The 13,206-nt window shown below is 41.1% G+C and carries 12 protein-coding genes and 1 pseudogene; 6 read left to right on the top strand and 7 right to left on the bottom strand.

What is annotated here, in order from left to right:
* Positions 1-131: 131 nt before the first annotated feature.
* Complete coding sequence (patD, locus tag ACFFAP_RS11565) at positions 132-485, bottom strand: heterocyst frequency control protein PatD (protein ID WP_375511348.1); 354 nt, start codon at positions 483-485, stop codon at positions 132-134.
* A gap of 347 nt (positions 486-832) precedes the next feature.
* On the opposite strand from patD, the gene ACFFAP_RS11560 reads away from it, so the two are divergent.
* On the top strand, positions 833-3,103 hold the full coding sequence (locus ACFFAP_RS11560) for a RelA/SpoT family protein (RefSeq protein WP_375511350.1): 2,271 nt from the start codon (positions 833-835) through the stop codon (positions 3,101-3,103).
* A gap of 79 nt (positions 3,104-3,182) precedes the next feature.
* Here ACFFAP_RS11560 and ACFFAP_RS11555 read toward each other — a convergent pair whose 3' ends face one another.
* Positions 3,183-4,385 carry an ATP-binding protein gene (locus tag ACFFAP_RS11555; RefSeq protein WP_375511347.1) on the bottom strand — a complete coding sequence of 401 codons (1,203 nt, stop codon included), beginning with the start codon at positions 4,383-4,385 and terminating at the stop codon, positions 3,183-3,185.
* 411 nt (positions 4,386-4,796) lie between these two features.
* On the opposite strand from ACFFAP_RS11555, the gene ACFFAP_RS11550 reads away from it, so the two are divergent.
* Positions 4,797-5,096, top strand: coding sequence for a protealysin inhibitor emfourin (locus tag ACFFAP_RS11550; RefSeq protein WP_375511346.1), 300 nt, complete (start codon positions 4,797-4,799; stop codon positions 5,094-5,096).
* A 55-nt stretch (positions 5,097-5,151) separates the two neighbouring features.
* Complete coding sequence (locus tag ACFFAP_RS11545; protein WP_375511345.1) at positions 5,152-5,976, top strand: alpha/beta fold hydrolase; 825 nt, start codon at positions 5,152-5,154, stop codon at positions 5,974-5,976.
* A gap of 4 nt (positions 5,977-5,980) precedes the next feature.
* Here ACFFAP_RS11545 and ACFFAP_RS11540 read toward each other — a convergent pair whose 3' ends face one another.
* Entirely contained in the window at positions 5,981-7,450 is a 1,470-nt protein-coding gene (locus tag ACFFAP_RS11540; RefSeq protein WP_375511344.1) for an amidohydrolase family protein, read from the bottom strand.
* Positions 7,451-7,567: 117 nt separating this feature from the next.
* Between ACFFAP_RS11540 and ACFFAP_RS11535 the strand changes: the two genes are divergently transcribed.
* Both ACFFAP_RS11535 and ACFFAP_RS11530 read left to right on the top strand, forming a co-directional pair.
* Positions 7,568-8,368: an aspartyl/asparaginyl beta-hydroxylase domain-containing protein gene (locus tag ACFFAP_RS11535; RefSeq protein ID WP_375511349.1), complete on the top strand. Its 801-nt coding sequence runs from the start codon at positions 7,568-7,570 to the stop codon at positions 8,366-8,368.
* A gap of 84 nt (positions 8,369-8,452) precedes the next feature.
* A complete protein-coding gene (locus ACFFAP_RS11530) occupies positions 8,453-9,460 on the top strand; it encodes a zinc-binding dehydrogenase (RefSeq protein WP_375511343.1) in 1,008 nt (335 codons plus the stop codon).
* A gap of 203 nt (positions 9,461-9,663) precedes the next feature.
* Here ACFFAP_RS11530 and ACFFAP_RS11525 read toward each other — a convergent pair whose 3' ends face one another.
* Positions 9,664-10,026: a hypothetical protein gene (locus tag ACFFAP_RS11525; RefSeq protein WP_375511342.1), complete on the bottom strand. Its 363-nt coding sequence runs from the start codon at positions 10,024-10,026 to the stop codon at positions 9,664-9,666.
* Positions 10,027-10,300: 274 nt separating this feature from the next.
* Here ACFFAP_RS11525 and ACFFAP_RS11520 point away from each other — a divergent pair, with 274 nt between their 5' ends.
* Positions 10,301-10,699 (top strand): nuclear transport factor 2 family protein, encoded by a 399-nt coding sequence (locus tag ACFFAP_RS11520; protein WP_375511341.1) that lies wholly within the window; start codon positions 10,301-10,303, stop codon positions 10,697-10,699.
* Between the two features lie 291 nt (positions 10,700-10,990).
* Here ACFFAP_RS11520 and ACFFAP_RS11515 read toward each other — a convergent pair whose 3' ends face one another.
* The 3 genes and pseudogenes from ACFFAP_RS11515 to ACFFAP_RS11505 form a co-directional block, all read right to left on the bottom strand.
* Positions 10,991-11,467: a hypothetical protein gene (locus ACFFAP_RS11515; protein ID WP_375511340.1), complete on the bottom strand. Its 477-nt coding sequence runs from the start codon at positions 11,465-11,467 to the stop codon at positions 10,991-10,993.
* A gap of 95 nt (positions 11,468-11,562) precedes the next feature.
* Positions 11,563-11,673 (bottom strand): annotated as a pseudogene (locus ACFFAP_RS11510) (colanic acid biosynthesis acetyltransferase WcaF); the annotation flags it as partial.
* A 163-nt stretch (positions 11,674-11,836) separates the two neighbouring features.
* Complete coding sequence (locus ACFFAP_RS11505) at positions 11,837-13,003, bottom strand: substrate-binding domain-containing protein (RefSeq protein ID WP_375511339.1); 1,167 nt, start codon at positions 13,001-13,003, stop codon at positions 11,837-11,839.
* Positions 13,004-13,206: the final 203 nt, after the last annotated feature.

Here is a 13,206-nt window from a genome sequence, read left to right as displayed (position 1 = left end):
TCCCCATTCCCCACTCCCCATTCTCCATTCCCCATTCCCCACTCCCCATTCCCAACTTGTTACCAAAATAACTTTCCAGCAAAGGTCATAAATGAGATGATGGATTAATTAGAGAAAAAGGTGAACAATTGTTATTTTTCTCCTTCCGCTTCTGGTTGCAGGATGGCATTACAGTATTGAATGAGAGTGGTCAAGCGATCGCTAATCGTCTGAAGTCTCGTTTGTACAGTAGATGCTTGCCGCGCTCCTTGCAAAAACATCACATCTATTGCCAACAGGCGCAGTTGCTTGCTCATTTCGGTTTGATAAGACTGCACTCGCCAGTTTTCATCAGCCAAAGGCACAATCTGCTCCCCAAAGAATTGCTGCAACGAGGCTACACGCTGCCGCAGTTCTGGTGCAACAATTTGGGTAGTTGTGGCATCGGAACGTAATTGCTCTAGCAAGGTTACGAGTGCCAGATATTTCTCACGGTTTAAAGACATCCAGTGCTAGTTAAGATAGTATTAATGTCAAGTAATTTTTCTTCTACAATAAACTTTCTTAAACACTTATCAGCACTAAAAGCCTCAAATCAGGATTTGGGGCTTTGTTTGCCATCAATGGATTTTCTTTATGATCCTTGAAACTCAAATTGGATGACTACCGGACGCTCCTGCGTCGCTCTAAGCGAAGCTATGCCGAAGGCTTTACGCTACGCTATCGGCAATTGGAAAATCATCCTTACACTGTTTTTTCTACCCGTCTCTGGGCGACAGCATCTTTTTACGGCGATGCTGCCAGTTTTATTTATCATTCACTTAATCTACCGATCCTATCCAAACCTAATTGTATGAGCAGTCTAGCTATAAATTCATCAATTGATCTAGCCATTCCAGAATGGTTAAAGAAATGTTTGAAGGAGTCATCCACAAGTAGCGGCATACCGGAAGATGACCGAAGGCATAGTGATGCAGTCTTAATTGGTCGCGCATTTGAATTTGCTTTCCAACTGCATCAAGGTCAATACCGCAAATCGGGAGAACCATACATCGCTCATCCCATTGCTGTAGCCGACTTGCTGCATGACTTGGGAGGCAGTCCTGCTATGATAGCAGCTGGATTTCTTCATGATGTCGTTGAAGATACAGAAGTAACAAGTCAAGAAATAGAAGAACGCTTTGGGCCAGAAGTGCGGCAATTGGTTGAAGGTGTCACCAAGCTTTCTAAAATCAATTTCACCAGCAAAACCGAAAGTCAAGCCGAAAACTTCCGGCGAATGTTTTTGGCAATGGCGCAAGATATTCGGGTAATTGTGGTGAAATTGGCAGATCGTTTGCATAATATGCGAACTTTACAATATATGTCAGAGGCCAGCCGCCGCCGCAGTGCCCAGGAAACGCGAGATATCTTTGCACCCTTAGCCAATCGCTTAGGGATTTGGCGAATTAAATGGGAACTGGAAGATTTGGCTTTTAAGTATTTGGAACCGGAAGCTTACCGCCAAATGCAAGAGCATGTTTCTGAAAAACGGACGGCGCGAGAAGAGAAATTGGCTAAAGCTACGAACATGTTGCAAGAGCGTTTGCAGCAAGCCGGAATCCGCTTTCAGGATATTAGCGGTCGTCCCAAGCACCTTTATAGCATTTACCAAAAAATGCACCGCCAACAAAAGGAATTTCATGAAATTTACGATTTGGCAGCGCTGCGGATTATTGTTCAAAGCAATGAGGAATGTTATCGGGCGTTGGCGGTGGTTCATGATGCTTTTCGCCCAATTCCTGGAAGATTTAAAGACTACATTGGGCTGCCAAAACCTAACCGTTACCAGTCGTTGCATACTGGGGTGATTGGACTAACTGGCCGTCCTTTGGAGGTGCAAATTCGGACAATCGAAATGCATCATATCGCCGAGTACGGGATTGCTGCCCATTGGAAGTACAAAGAAACAGGAGGTTCTAGTATTAGCCATTTGACAGGGACGGATGACAAGTTTACTTGGCTGCGGCAGCTGCTGGAATGGCAAAGTGATCTCAAGGATGCACAAGAATATCTTGATAGCGTCAAAGATAATCTATTTGAAGATGATGTCTATGTCTTCACCCCTAAGGGGGATGTTGTTCCTTTAAGCCCCGGTTCCACCACTGTAGATTTTGCTTATCGCATTCATACGGAAGTGGGAAACCATTGTTCAGGGGCGCGGGTGAATGGGCGAATGGTATCTCTGTCAACGCGGCTACACAATGGCGATATTGTAGAAGTTCTCACCCAAAAGAACTGCCATCCGAGTTTGGATTGGTTGAACTTTGTGAGAAGTTCGGCGGCGAAATATCGGATAAAACAATGGTACAAGCGATCGCGTCGGGAAGAAAATGTCGCCCGGGGACGGGAATTGTTAGAAAAAGAACTCGGTAAAACTGGTTTTGATAGTCTGCTAAAGTCGGATGCGATGGAGACTGTCGCCCAAAAGTGTAACTACCACAGCGTAGACGATTTACTTGCCGGTTTGGGTTACGGAGAAGTGACGTTGAACTTGGTGCTAAATCGTTGGCGAGAAGTGGCGAAGGGACAACAACCAGTTTCCACCGTGTCGCCATTTATCCCCAAAGAACCAACTACATCAAAAGCTTTGCGGGATTCACCTGTGCCTATTTCCCGCGCCAGTGATTCGCCAATTGTTGGGGTAGAGGGGTTGGTGTATTATTTAGCTGGGTGTTGTACCCCGATTCCTGGCGAACCGATTATTGGTGTGGTGACGCGAGGTAGGGGTATTTCAATTCATCGCCAAGGCTGCAATAATCTGGAAACTGTGGAGTATGAGCGCTTAGTACCAGTTAGATGGAACCCAGCCGCCGAAAATAGTGGTCGTCCGCACACGTACCCAGTAGATGTTCAAATTGAAGCTCTTGACCGCGTAGGGGTACTAAAGGATATTTTGTCACGGTTGAGTGATCAAGGAATTAATGTCCGTCATGCTCAGGTGAAAACCTGTGTTGGTCAACCTGCATTGATGGATTTAGGAATAGATATACGCGATCGCTCTCAATTAGAGCAAGTGTTTGTCCAAATTAAAAAAATGAGCGACATTTTGAATATCCGCCGCGTTGGTCAAATTGACGAGTAGATGCGCCTGTAGGGTGCGTTACACTGCGTTAACGCACCAATTTAAGTTGCGATTTCATTTTCAAATTTCCTTGAAATAATCAGCCCTGCTCATAGGCAATGATTTCTAATGGCAAAATTACTGTAAATGTAGACCCTTTTGCTAGCTGTGAATCTACTTTAATTTCACCATGCATTAACTGAACCAATCGAGAGACTATTGCTAAACCTAATCCTGTACCATCAGAACTTTGCACTTGGGGAGCAGTTACTTCCCGAAAATAAGGATTGAAGATTTGTGCTTGAGCATCTAAAGAAATACCAATACCACTATCAGTAACAGAGATAGCCCACTGCTGTTGAGATACCGTCCAGCACTCCAAATGAATTGAACCAGATTCTGTGTAGCGAATTGCGTTACTTAGCAGATTTGTCAGAATTTGCTGAAGCCGAAGAGAATCTGTAGTAACTTGACTTGGAGCGCGTTCGCATTCAACAACCAAGGATAATTCTTTAGCACGCGCTAGTGGCTCAATCATCTCTAAAACAAAGTTGATTAAACTACGCACATCGGTTAAAGTAGGCTGCAATTTCATCTGTCCGGCATTATAGCGCGAAATTTCGAGAGTATCGTTAATTAACCGCAGAAGAAGCCTGCCATTCTTGAGAACTCGCTCAATACTTTCAATATTTGAATACGTGTCCTTGATTTCCGGTTGTTGACGCTGCTGGCGCAGAAATAAGTCTGCGTAACCGATGATTGAAGTCAGGGGTGTTTTCAGTTCATGAGCCAAATGAGAGAGGTTATCTTTATTGGTGCTAACCAGACGAGTTAGCTCTTGGTTAGTCAACCGCAACTGACTTTGGAGTTGTTTAAGCTCTTGTAATCGTCCTTGAGTATAACTGTCAAAGCAACGGGCGATCGCTTCATCAATTACTGTATCAATCAGGCGAACAGCTCTCAACACTTCTTGTGCTGATCCTTGCAATAAATCTTCTTCTAAAATGGAAAAAATCACAAACCGGAGTAAACGATACTCTCTGGCAATTTCTGCTGGCTCAAATCCTTGTTGGGCGCGAAGTGTACCGTGTTCCAAACTTGCATCTACTACTGTCTGCAAATCGCTCGTTGCAGATTCAGAAAGTACTGTTGCTAATGCTTTCAAGATGCGGGGTAAGCTATCCCGTACAGCCTTGAAAGTAAGTTCATTAGTAGCTTGAATTTGTTCATCTTGGTAAACTGCTTCTACCCATTGATCAAGAATGGCATCACTTTTTGTAATTAAAGTCTGACTAAAATCCATCTTTTGCCTAACCAAAGACAGTTAACGCAAAGCCTCTTGCGCTAAAGACAGCTTAGTGCATTTGATGTCAAGTTGGCAACTGACGGAAGATGGAGGTTAGTGAAAAGACAGCTTCTTGCTAAACTAATCAGTTTAGCTTAGTAACTTTATTATAATTTAAATACGGATTAGCTTATTTCATCATAGAGGTAAGAGCGATCGCTTAACCAACTAAATTGTGGTTACACACATAGTAGGAAAACTTAACACTATTAAAATTGTCAATGTAGTTAAAAGTTATGAGTTAAAAAACTCCTCACTCTTTAACTTTTTTAGATGTGTTGTTTGTTATTGCTAAACTAGGAGTTGAAAACTATCATCTCCCAGTTTTTGTATTTATCCCAACTAAGTAGCGCAATGGAGAGCAAAAAAATGCGGATATACTTTAAACGCAGGGGCGGCTTTGCTGGGATTACTAAGAAAACAACTATTGATACAGACACTCTCCCGCCAAAAGAAGCCAGCACACTTGCCCGACTCGTGGAAGTTGCTGATTTATTTAGGCTACTTGAACATATTACTTCGCCAAATCTTCAGAGCGATCGCTTTCAATATAAGTTAACAGTAGAAGATAATGGTAAGCAGCATAGGGTGACTGTCAGTGAAGCAGCATTACCAGGAACCTTAAGACCCCTAATTGAATGGTTAGAAAGCATAGCACAGAAAAGGTAATTTGCTAAACAAATTAAATAAAAGTTGATATAAATCCTAAATTTATCAGGGTACTATGAATAAACCAATCAAGCGAGCTTTTTTAGACACTGAAGATGGACAGATTCTTTATCGGGTCGGCGGTGAAGGAGAGCCTTTGTTACTACTGCATATGAACCCCCGAAGTAGTGATGAATATCGTGAATTAATGTCCATTGTGATAAAAAAGTACCGCGTGATAGCGATGGATTTCATAGGTTTTGGTGAGTCTGATAAACCACCAAAATTGTATTCAGTGGCGGACTACGCTAAAACTGTTATTGCCCTGTTAGATGAGTTAGGTATTGAAAAAACAAACATCTTGGGAAACCATACAGGCGCTTTTGTTTCTGGAGAAGTGGCCGCAGCTTATCCAGAACGGGTTAATAATTTAATTTTGTGTAACGTTGCTGGTTTTGGTGAAGCTGGAAAAGCAGATTTAATGAAGCGATTTCAAGAAGGTTTCGTCATTAAAGAAGATGGTTCTCACTTGATGGAAAGATGGTTAGCCCGTTCCAGATATGTGGGTTCTGCTGATTTGAATCATCGTTGGGTTTTAGATGATTTGAAATGCTTTGGTTATCCTTTGTACGCAGTTTGGGCAGTAGGAAATTACTGTATAGATGCAGCAGAAAGGTTTACTTCAATTAAGTGTCCCACGCTGATAGTTTGGGGAATTGACGATGTGGAAGAATTTCAGAAATTAGGTTTAGCACTGGCAAAAGACCGATATTTCTTATCACAAGCAATTCCCCACGCTAAGGTTGTGGAGTTTCCAGATGGAACCATCTGTATGATGAACCAGATACCTGAAGAAATATCAAAGGTAGTTATAGAGTTTCTGGACAATACAAATGTTTAAAACTCTATACTCTTTTTAAATAGCGCCCAGTAGGAGAACCCAAAACCTGTCCGTTATTGTAAATCAAATTTCCACGTAAAAAGGTACTCTTTACTCGCCCACTTAACTCAACTCCTTCAAAGGGTGTGTAACCTTGTTGTGACTCTGAGTCAGCCGCACGTACCACAAAGCTTTCATTGGGGTCTACCAGCACCAAGTCAGCATCATAGCCAATGGCAATGTCACCTTTTTCTAACAAACCAAAGCGCCGGGATGGGTTCCAAGATAGCAACTTAGCCATCTGATTGTAGGACATCCCCCGCTTGCTACCTTCACTCAATACACCAGAAAGTAAATATTCTGTACCGCCAAAACCAGACTTTGCTAACCAAATATTATTTGGGTCTTTAGCACTTCTTTTTTGTTCAGCAGAACAGCAAGCGTGGTCGCTAACTATCCAATCCACTTGATTGTTGAGTACTGCTTGCCACAAGTATTCCACATCGGCACGGGGACGAATAGGAGGGTTGACTTTTGCCCAAATTGTATTAGGAGTATCGACATCTAATAACAAATGTCCGATAGTAACTTCTCGCCGAAAATTGATATGAGGAAAAGCAGTTTGCATAGTCAAAGCTGCTTCCATTGCTTTACGCGAACTCAGGTGCAACAAATTGATATTTGCACAGTTAGTCTCATGCGCCAAATAAGAAGCAATGCAAATTGCTAAACCTTCGGAATGAGGAGGACGTGCTGCACTGTAAGCGTGTAATCCACTAAGACTAGAATCGTTTTCAACTATTTTGGTATAAGCGTTGAGAATTTCTGCAACTTCGCAATGCAAACTCAAGCTGATAGTATCTCGCGCTTCTGGATGTTTTTCCATCAAGCGAGTTAGACCACGCATAATAAATTCAAAATGGGCGAAATCGTACCGTTCCTCTTTATTAATCATTAAAAAGAGGTTTTGCTGGTCTGACAAACCATGCAAGCCATATCCGCCATAAAACATGAAGATTTTAAACGAAGAGATACCGTGTTCTTCAAACAATAAAGGTATTTCATCGATATGCTGGCTAGCGATAGGTGCTATGTGATAGCTGTAATCTACAAAAAAATTACCTGCGGATAACGCCAACACCTCTGGAAAAAAATCGCGGTAGGAGCCGCCTTTGTTAAGATAATACTGCCCTGTACGGATGTAATTCAGGCTGGTAGTCACGCCTCCCATTGCGGCTGCTTTGGTTTCAATTACAGCATCTTTGTTGAGAGGTTGATAGATACCGATGTGCATATGGGCATCCACGACCCCAGGAAAGCCTAACAGGTTTTTGCCATCAAGTACCTCTTTACCTGTGTCTGGGCTAATATTAGGGGCAATCTGAGCAAATTTTCCATCCTTAATGCCTAAATCAAGTAGTTCGATTGTATCCTGATGGGGACGAACTACCCGCACATTTTTGATAATTTTATCTAATACGGGAGTTTCAGACACAGTAGACCTCACACTAAAATGAGTTTAGTCAGGAATTCCAACATCGAATCGGGATGAAGACCAAATCCCATCATTATATAACGGTTTTTTATGAAATCATCTTCAGGAGAAAAGACAATGGAAAGATTTAATGAGTATCATATAGACCCAAAAGAATTTACTTTCCTCAAAAGTTTTGAAGATAACTGGCAAGTGATTAGAGATGAGTTTACACGTTTTATTAAGAATGCATCTGATGACGAGTTAAAGTTAACTTATGATATTTTGGGGCCTAAAAGTCAAACAATTCAAACCAAGGGTAATGCAAAATACACTGCTTTTGGTATTTTATTTCAAGGTATGTTTATTGAAAAATATATTCAGGCGCATCAAATACAATATCCTGATTATGGACCAGATGATGCATCACAAAAAGCACTTATATTAAGAGAGAAATATTTTCCAAGTTTGGCTAAAGTAATAGAAAAAGTCAACTTTAGCGATGATGAAATCATCAGAAATGTGTATTTTGGCACATTCCATCCAGGCTTGGATATCAAGCTACATGTGAACTATAACCCTCACATGAATCGTGGCTATCTAGGATTAATCGTGCCAGAGGGAGATGTGGCTATGAAAATATGCCATGAGCAACTTTATTGGCATGAAGGAAAATTTCTGGTTTTAGATCATAGCTATCCACACTGCCCGCATAATTACACTAATTATGATAGAACTGTTTTGGTTGTAGACTTTTTTAAACCCGATAAGCTTAGAGATGAAGTTATCCGATTTGAGAAAGAGCAAGTTACACAACGAATGCAAGATAATCCATACAGCTTAGGCGTTTTTGGTAAAAGCGATAAAGCTAAAGAAGAAGATTTTATCAAGTATGGTTTAGCTCATCAATTAGAGTGGGATAAAGCTTTATCAGCTTAGTGTAATACACTTTAGATTGTTGATGGTGCATTAGCTGAAAGCATAATGCACCTTAAATTTATATTGTTTCAATAAGATGGGTAAATGAACTCACAAACTTACAAAAAGTTAATAGCAAAGCAACTTAATCAAGATTTTAAATCTGCCGTTGAAATTGTCAAAATTCCTATTTCTAAACCTGCGTCTAGTGAACTTTTAATTCAAAACAAATTTGCTGGCGTTAACGGTGGCTTTGACACCTTACTTTGTCGTGGTGATGTTCCTTATATTAACTTGATTCCTCCCTTTGATTTAGGTGTGGAAGCAGTGGGAAAAGTTGTTGCTGTGGGTGAAAAGGTTAAAGATTTTCAAATAGGTGATGCTGTAATAACTACGGCGCGTGGTGGCGGTTATCGAGAATATCAGCTTATCGATGCGAACTTAGCAGTAAAGGTGCGTGAAGTGACACCAGAGTTGCTAACACTAATACCTACAGGTGTATCAGCTTTGGTTGCATTAGAACAAGTGGGGGAGATGAAAAGTAATGAAGTGGTTTTAATAACAGCAGCAGCAGGGGGAACTGGTCATATTGCGGTGCAATTGGGAAAGTTAGCCGGGAATCATGTCATTGGTACTTGTAGTTCTGAGGCGAAGGCAAAATTACTGAGAGAATTAGGGTGCGATCGCATCATAAACTATCATACAGAAAATCTCAATCAAGTCCTCAAACAAGAATACCCCAATGGAATTAATTTAATTTTTGAGTGTGTAGGTAAAGATGTTTTCGATATTTGCGTTGATAATTTAGCAGTTAGAGGACGTTTAGTGGTGGTTGGTTTTATTTCGGAATATGCAAAAAACCCACAACAAATTACCCAACCCCGCATTTATCACCAGCTATTTTGGAAAGCTGCTTCTATTCGCGGTTTTCTTATGCCTCATTATAAAGAATATATACCAGAGGCACGCGATCGCCTGTTAAACTTGTTCTACACTGGCAAACTCAAAGTTGCCGTTGACCAAACACAGTTTAAAGGCATAGACTCAATTTCCAATGCTGTAGAATACCTCCTCAGTGGTCATAATTGCGGCAAAGTAGTTGTTAGGTTTTAGGTAATACGGTGAAGCAGGATTAATATAATCAGTAATTGATAATGACGCAACGCTTTCGTGATTTGTAATTGAATTAGTTGGGAATTTAAACCCCAACAGGTAAAAACCACCAATTTAATAATTTGGTGTGTTGTTTTGCTAAGAATTACGAATTAGTTAATAGCGGGTGTAGGGACGTTCAAACCTAGTTTTCACATTCTGGGCTACAATACTAAAACCACTGCTAATAAAGAAGCCGCAATAGCCACACAAGAAACCCAAGAGTTATCTGTAAGTATAGCTAAAGCTGCGAGAGCGATCGCCACACCTATCAAAGTTTGTTTTACTAAGTTTGTCACTTGATAAGCTTGATTGCAAGAACTACAGATTTTGGTATGACGTTCTAATCTGTATATAGGGATAGGAGTAATATTTGTGTTTTCGTTAAGAACATCAGACTTTGAGCTAGAAAAGCTCTGAGAAAATGGCAAGGATGAACCGTATTTATTCAACCATTTGCGGTACTCAATAACTAACGTATCTGATGTCTTGAGTGGTAAATATAATTCTTTGAGGTTTTTTCCCAACCGTTCGACTTCTACCTACGTCTCTTTCGATAAGTCTTGCAAAAATGTTACCGGATACCAGCAGTTTCTCCAGTTAAACTCTTAGTTAGTTTCTGGTATTGGTAAGGTGACAATAGATTTTTCTATCTCTGATTTATTGGGAGTGCTTGTCATCTGCTTTTATTATTTTTATAAAAAATAACTTGCTAGACAGAAATCACGAATTTTCTGATGATGTAGGAAAGATGACGCGAGTTTACCATTAAGCTTAGTTTATATCCGGTCGGGAGTGAGAATGATGCAAGATTCAGAAAATACTTTAAAAGTTGCTCAACAGGCATTTGAGAATCTGACGCATGGGATGGCAACAGGAGAGTGGGAACTGTTGTTAGATATGCTCACAGAAGATTTTACCCTTTGGTTTCCTATGGCAAAATTCCACGGGTTGAATGTGGGGAAAGAACGAGCTAGAGAATTTTTCGAGTACGTTTCTGAATCATTCAGTCCTGGTTTAAACCTGACTAGTTTAGACCGTGTTACTAGCAGTGAAACGACGGCTGTCTTTGAGTTTCGGGATGAGGGGCTTTTGTTTGGACAGCCTTACAAAAATCGGGTAGCAGTTTCTTTTGATGTGCGTGGAGACAAAATTTGTGGCTATAGGGAATACTTTGGCAGCGATGGTAAATCGTATTAAATAATTCGTAATTACCAATTATTTAACTTTTTTAGCAGAAGTCCCACATCTCACTAGACAGAGTGTGGGATGCCATAGCTGTGGTCAAATGGTTTTGAAGCCACTATCTTAAAGAATGCACAATTGTCCTAGTTGTCAAACGAGTTTGTGCAGAGATTTGAACGCGGCGATAAATATAAAGAATCGTGAGACGCACGATGTAAAAGCTCAAATTATGTCCTCAATCAGGAGTCTTTGAGAAGCCTACACCTACCTGTATTCAGGAGGTGTAGGTACGTTACCACATTCTCCTTAGTTACTCTCAGGGTTGAGTTCGCTGATTTCTCTGCATTTAGCCTCTGCGGCTTGATATGCTGCCAAGTAGTCTTGGCCACCTAACATAACATCACCGTAATATTCATAAGGTGGATCGCCATAGATTGGTAATGGATCATCTTCTGGATAATCTTCTTTGGATTCTTCAATGATGGCCTTCAGTTTTTTAACGGTCAGCCTTTGTGCTGCAAAATACCATAGTTCTTGGGGATTTTTGTTTAGGTGCGGTAATGTGGGATCGATAATGCGGACATCAGAGGTATCGCCGATCTCAATCCAACTGTGTTCAATCGGTCTGTATGGTTTCCCTGCAAAAGCTAAAAATCCCTGAATATATTTTGCTCCCTCAATGGATAATGCTGCTTTGTAAGCATTATCAAACGGAGTGCTAGCTCTGCTGTTTATACTTTCAGCAATTTTGATTGACAGCGTTTCATCCAATAGTTTGTTCATCAATAGCAAGGATTAGAGCAGCCATGATAAATATACTATCATTGCTACTTACCGTCTTGCTTGAGGAGACTTTGATTTTATGTTTATCTATAAAATTAGGGGTTTTTCGGGGGAGCAAGTTTTATCCGAGTCATCTTTGGACGACAGGGACTCCCCCAACAAACCTGGCCAGAAGGCATATTAGTAAAAACAGTACTACGAGCGCCAAAATGGGGCTTTAGAGTTCCCCCCTTTTTATTAGGAGGGATCAGCTTTTCAGGCTTAAGTGGGTAAGTCCTACTTAAATTCAACAACGCCACCGATAGCTGTTAAAGTCTGCAAACAGAATTAACAGCTATGCTCCGACAGGCTGCTAGGTCAATTTATAACCTAATTGCAAGGAGAAGGGCCTAAAACCGTATTTACGCAAGTATTTACAACACCTGTAGACACCGTTTTAATGGGAGCGGGAAGAGGAGCATATCCGAGAGATGCAACGAAAGTATCCGCAACTGATCCCAAAGACAAGCTGCTCAAGGTTTTAATACCATTTATTATGGTAGCATCTGAGTATATGTCATAAAACAGCAAATAAGTTGCTGTGGAAATGGGATAAGCATTTGGACGGGTTGGATCGTTCAAATTATCGATTCTAATCAGCCTGTTAGTGGGATTAGTCCCGTATTTGACGACAGTCCCACCTAGAAGAGCGTCTGTTATTGCGTCTGTTGAGGGAGCAGTGTAATTACCTGTCTTGTTACGTAAGAGTGCGGCTGGTAGATTTCTAGCTAAACGGGTAGCACTATCCACATAACCAATTGCACCAGGAGTACCTGCGATCGCAGTGGCTACACCTCCGCCACCAGTAGCGCCAATGAAAGTGGTGGGCCAATTAACAGTTGTACCTACTCCTCTATTCCATACATAAGCTGCTGGAATACCTGGAGTCGCAGCAGGCTTACATGCAGTATTGAGATGACTGCTTAAAACAAAAGTGCTACCACTTGAGTCACTACGACGTACAACTTTGATGGGTACATTGCCTGCTATTATTTGGCCACCGTTATCTGTACTAATGCTCTTATCGTTCCAATTTGTGATGCTACCGTTCAAAATACCACAGTAACTAGCTCGTGAAAGCTTAATTCCACCTGTTGGTACAGTAAGACCATTAGCGTTATAAGCTAATGTGATTCCGACACCTACCACAGGCACTTGGACGTAACCACGACCGCCAGTAACTGTTTCTGTTCCTGCTACGGGGTCGTCACTAGCTGCAAAAGTGATTGGACCAGGAGTACCAGCTGGTGGGGTTTGAGTGAAAAAAGCTGTTAACCCTGCGCCACTACCAACTGGAGAATATGTGAGCGTGATGCTCGGAGCGACTGTTTTTAGACCTGTAAACAAAGCATTTACAGTGCTTGCACCTACACCATTACCTATGGTCTGAGCTAGAGATTTCTGAGTAGCGGATTGACCTACTACTAAACCAATTGTGATGGCAAGTACAGAAATTGAACTTGTCAAATTATTCAGGCGAACGCGATATAAACCCATGTCTTGCTCCTTAAAATTAATTTCCGGTTCAACACCATATCAAATCAAAATCAAGTGTCAAACTGGTGATTATAAATAACCTTCTTTAAGCTCAAAAAACTGGCATCAATAAAGGTTATTGATAAATCAAAAGTTTGCACAAAACGCTGAAGCATGTAGAGTTATAGCAAATTCAAGGCAAAAGTTTAAACATGTAATAAGGC

It is taken from the genome of uncultured Nostoc sp., from assembly GCF_964245575.1.
GTDB lineage: Bacteria > Cyanobacteriota > Cyanobacteriia > Cyanobacteriales > Nostocaceae > Nostoc.
Note: the sequence above shows the minus strand (reverse complement) of the source record. Positions and strands in the feature narration are given on the sequence as shown.

Excerpts from the sequence above, each read along its gene's own strand:
- ACFFAP_RS11505 (WP_375511339.1), bottom strand. The coding sequence starts at position 13,003 with ATGGGTTTATATCGCGTTCGCCTGAATAATTTGACAAGTTCAATTTCT.
- ACFFAP_RS11550 (WP_375511346.1), top strand. The coding sequence starts at position 4,797 with ATGCGGATATACTTTAAACGCAGGGGCGGCTTTGCTGGGATTACTAAG.
- ACFFAP_RS11545 (WP_375511345.1), top strand. The coding sequence starts at position 5,152 with ATGAATAAACCAATCAAGCGAGCTTTTTTAGACACTGAAGATGGACAG.
- patD (WP_375511348.1), bottom strand. The coding sequence starts at position 485 with ATGTCTTTAAACCGTGAGAAATATCTGGCACTCGTAACCTTGCTAGAG.
- ACFFAP_RS11555 (WP_375511347.1), bottom strand. The coding sequence starts at position 4,385 with ATGGATTTTAGTCAGACTTTAATTACAAAAAGTGATGCCATTCTTGAT.
- ACFFAP_RS11520 (WP_375511341.1), top strand. The coding sequence starts at position 10,301 with ATGATGCAAGATTCAGAAAATACTTTAAAAGTTGCTCAACAGGCATTT.
- ACFFAP_RS11560 (WP_375511350.1), top strand. The coding sequence starts at position 833 with ATGAGCAGTCTAGCTATAAATTCATCAATTGATCTAGCCATTCCAGAA.
- ACFFAP_RS11515 (WP_375511340.1), bottom strand. The coding sequence starts at position 11,467 with ATGAACAAACTATTGGATGAAACGCTGTCAATCAAAATTGCTGAAAGT.
- ACFFAP_RS11530 (WP_375511343.1), top strand. The coding sequence starts at position 8,453 with ATGAACTCACAAACTTACAAAAAGTTAATAGCAAAGCAACTTAATCAA.
- ACFFAP_RS11535 (WP_375511349.1), top strand. The coding sequence starts at position 7,568 with ATGGAAAGATTTAATGAGTATCATATAGACCCAAAAGAATTTACTTTC.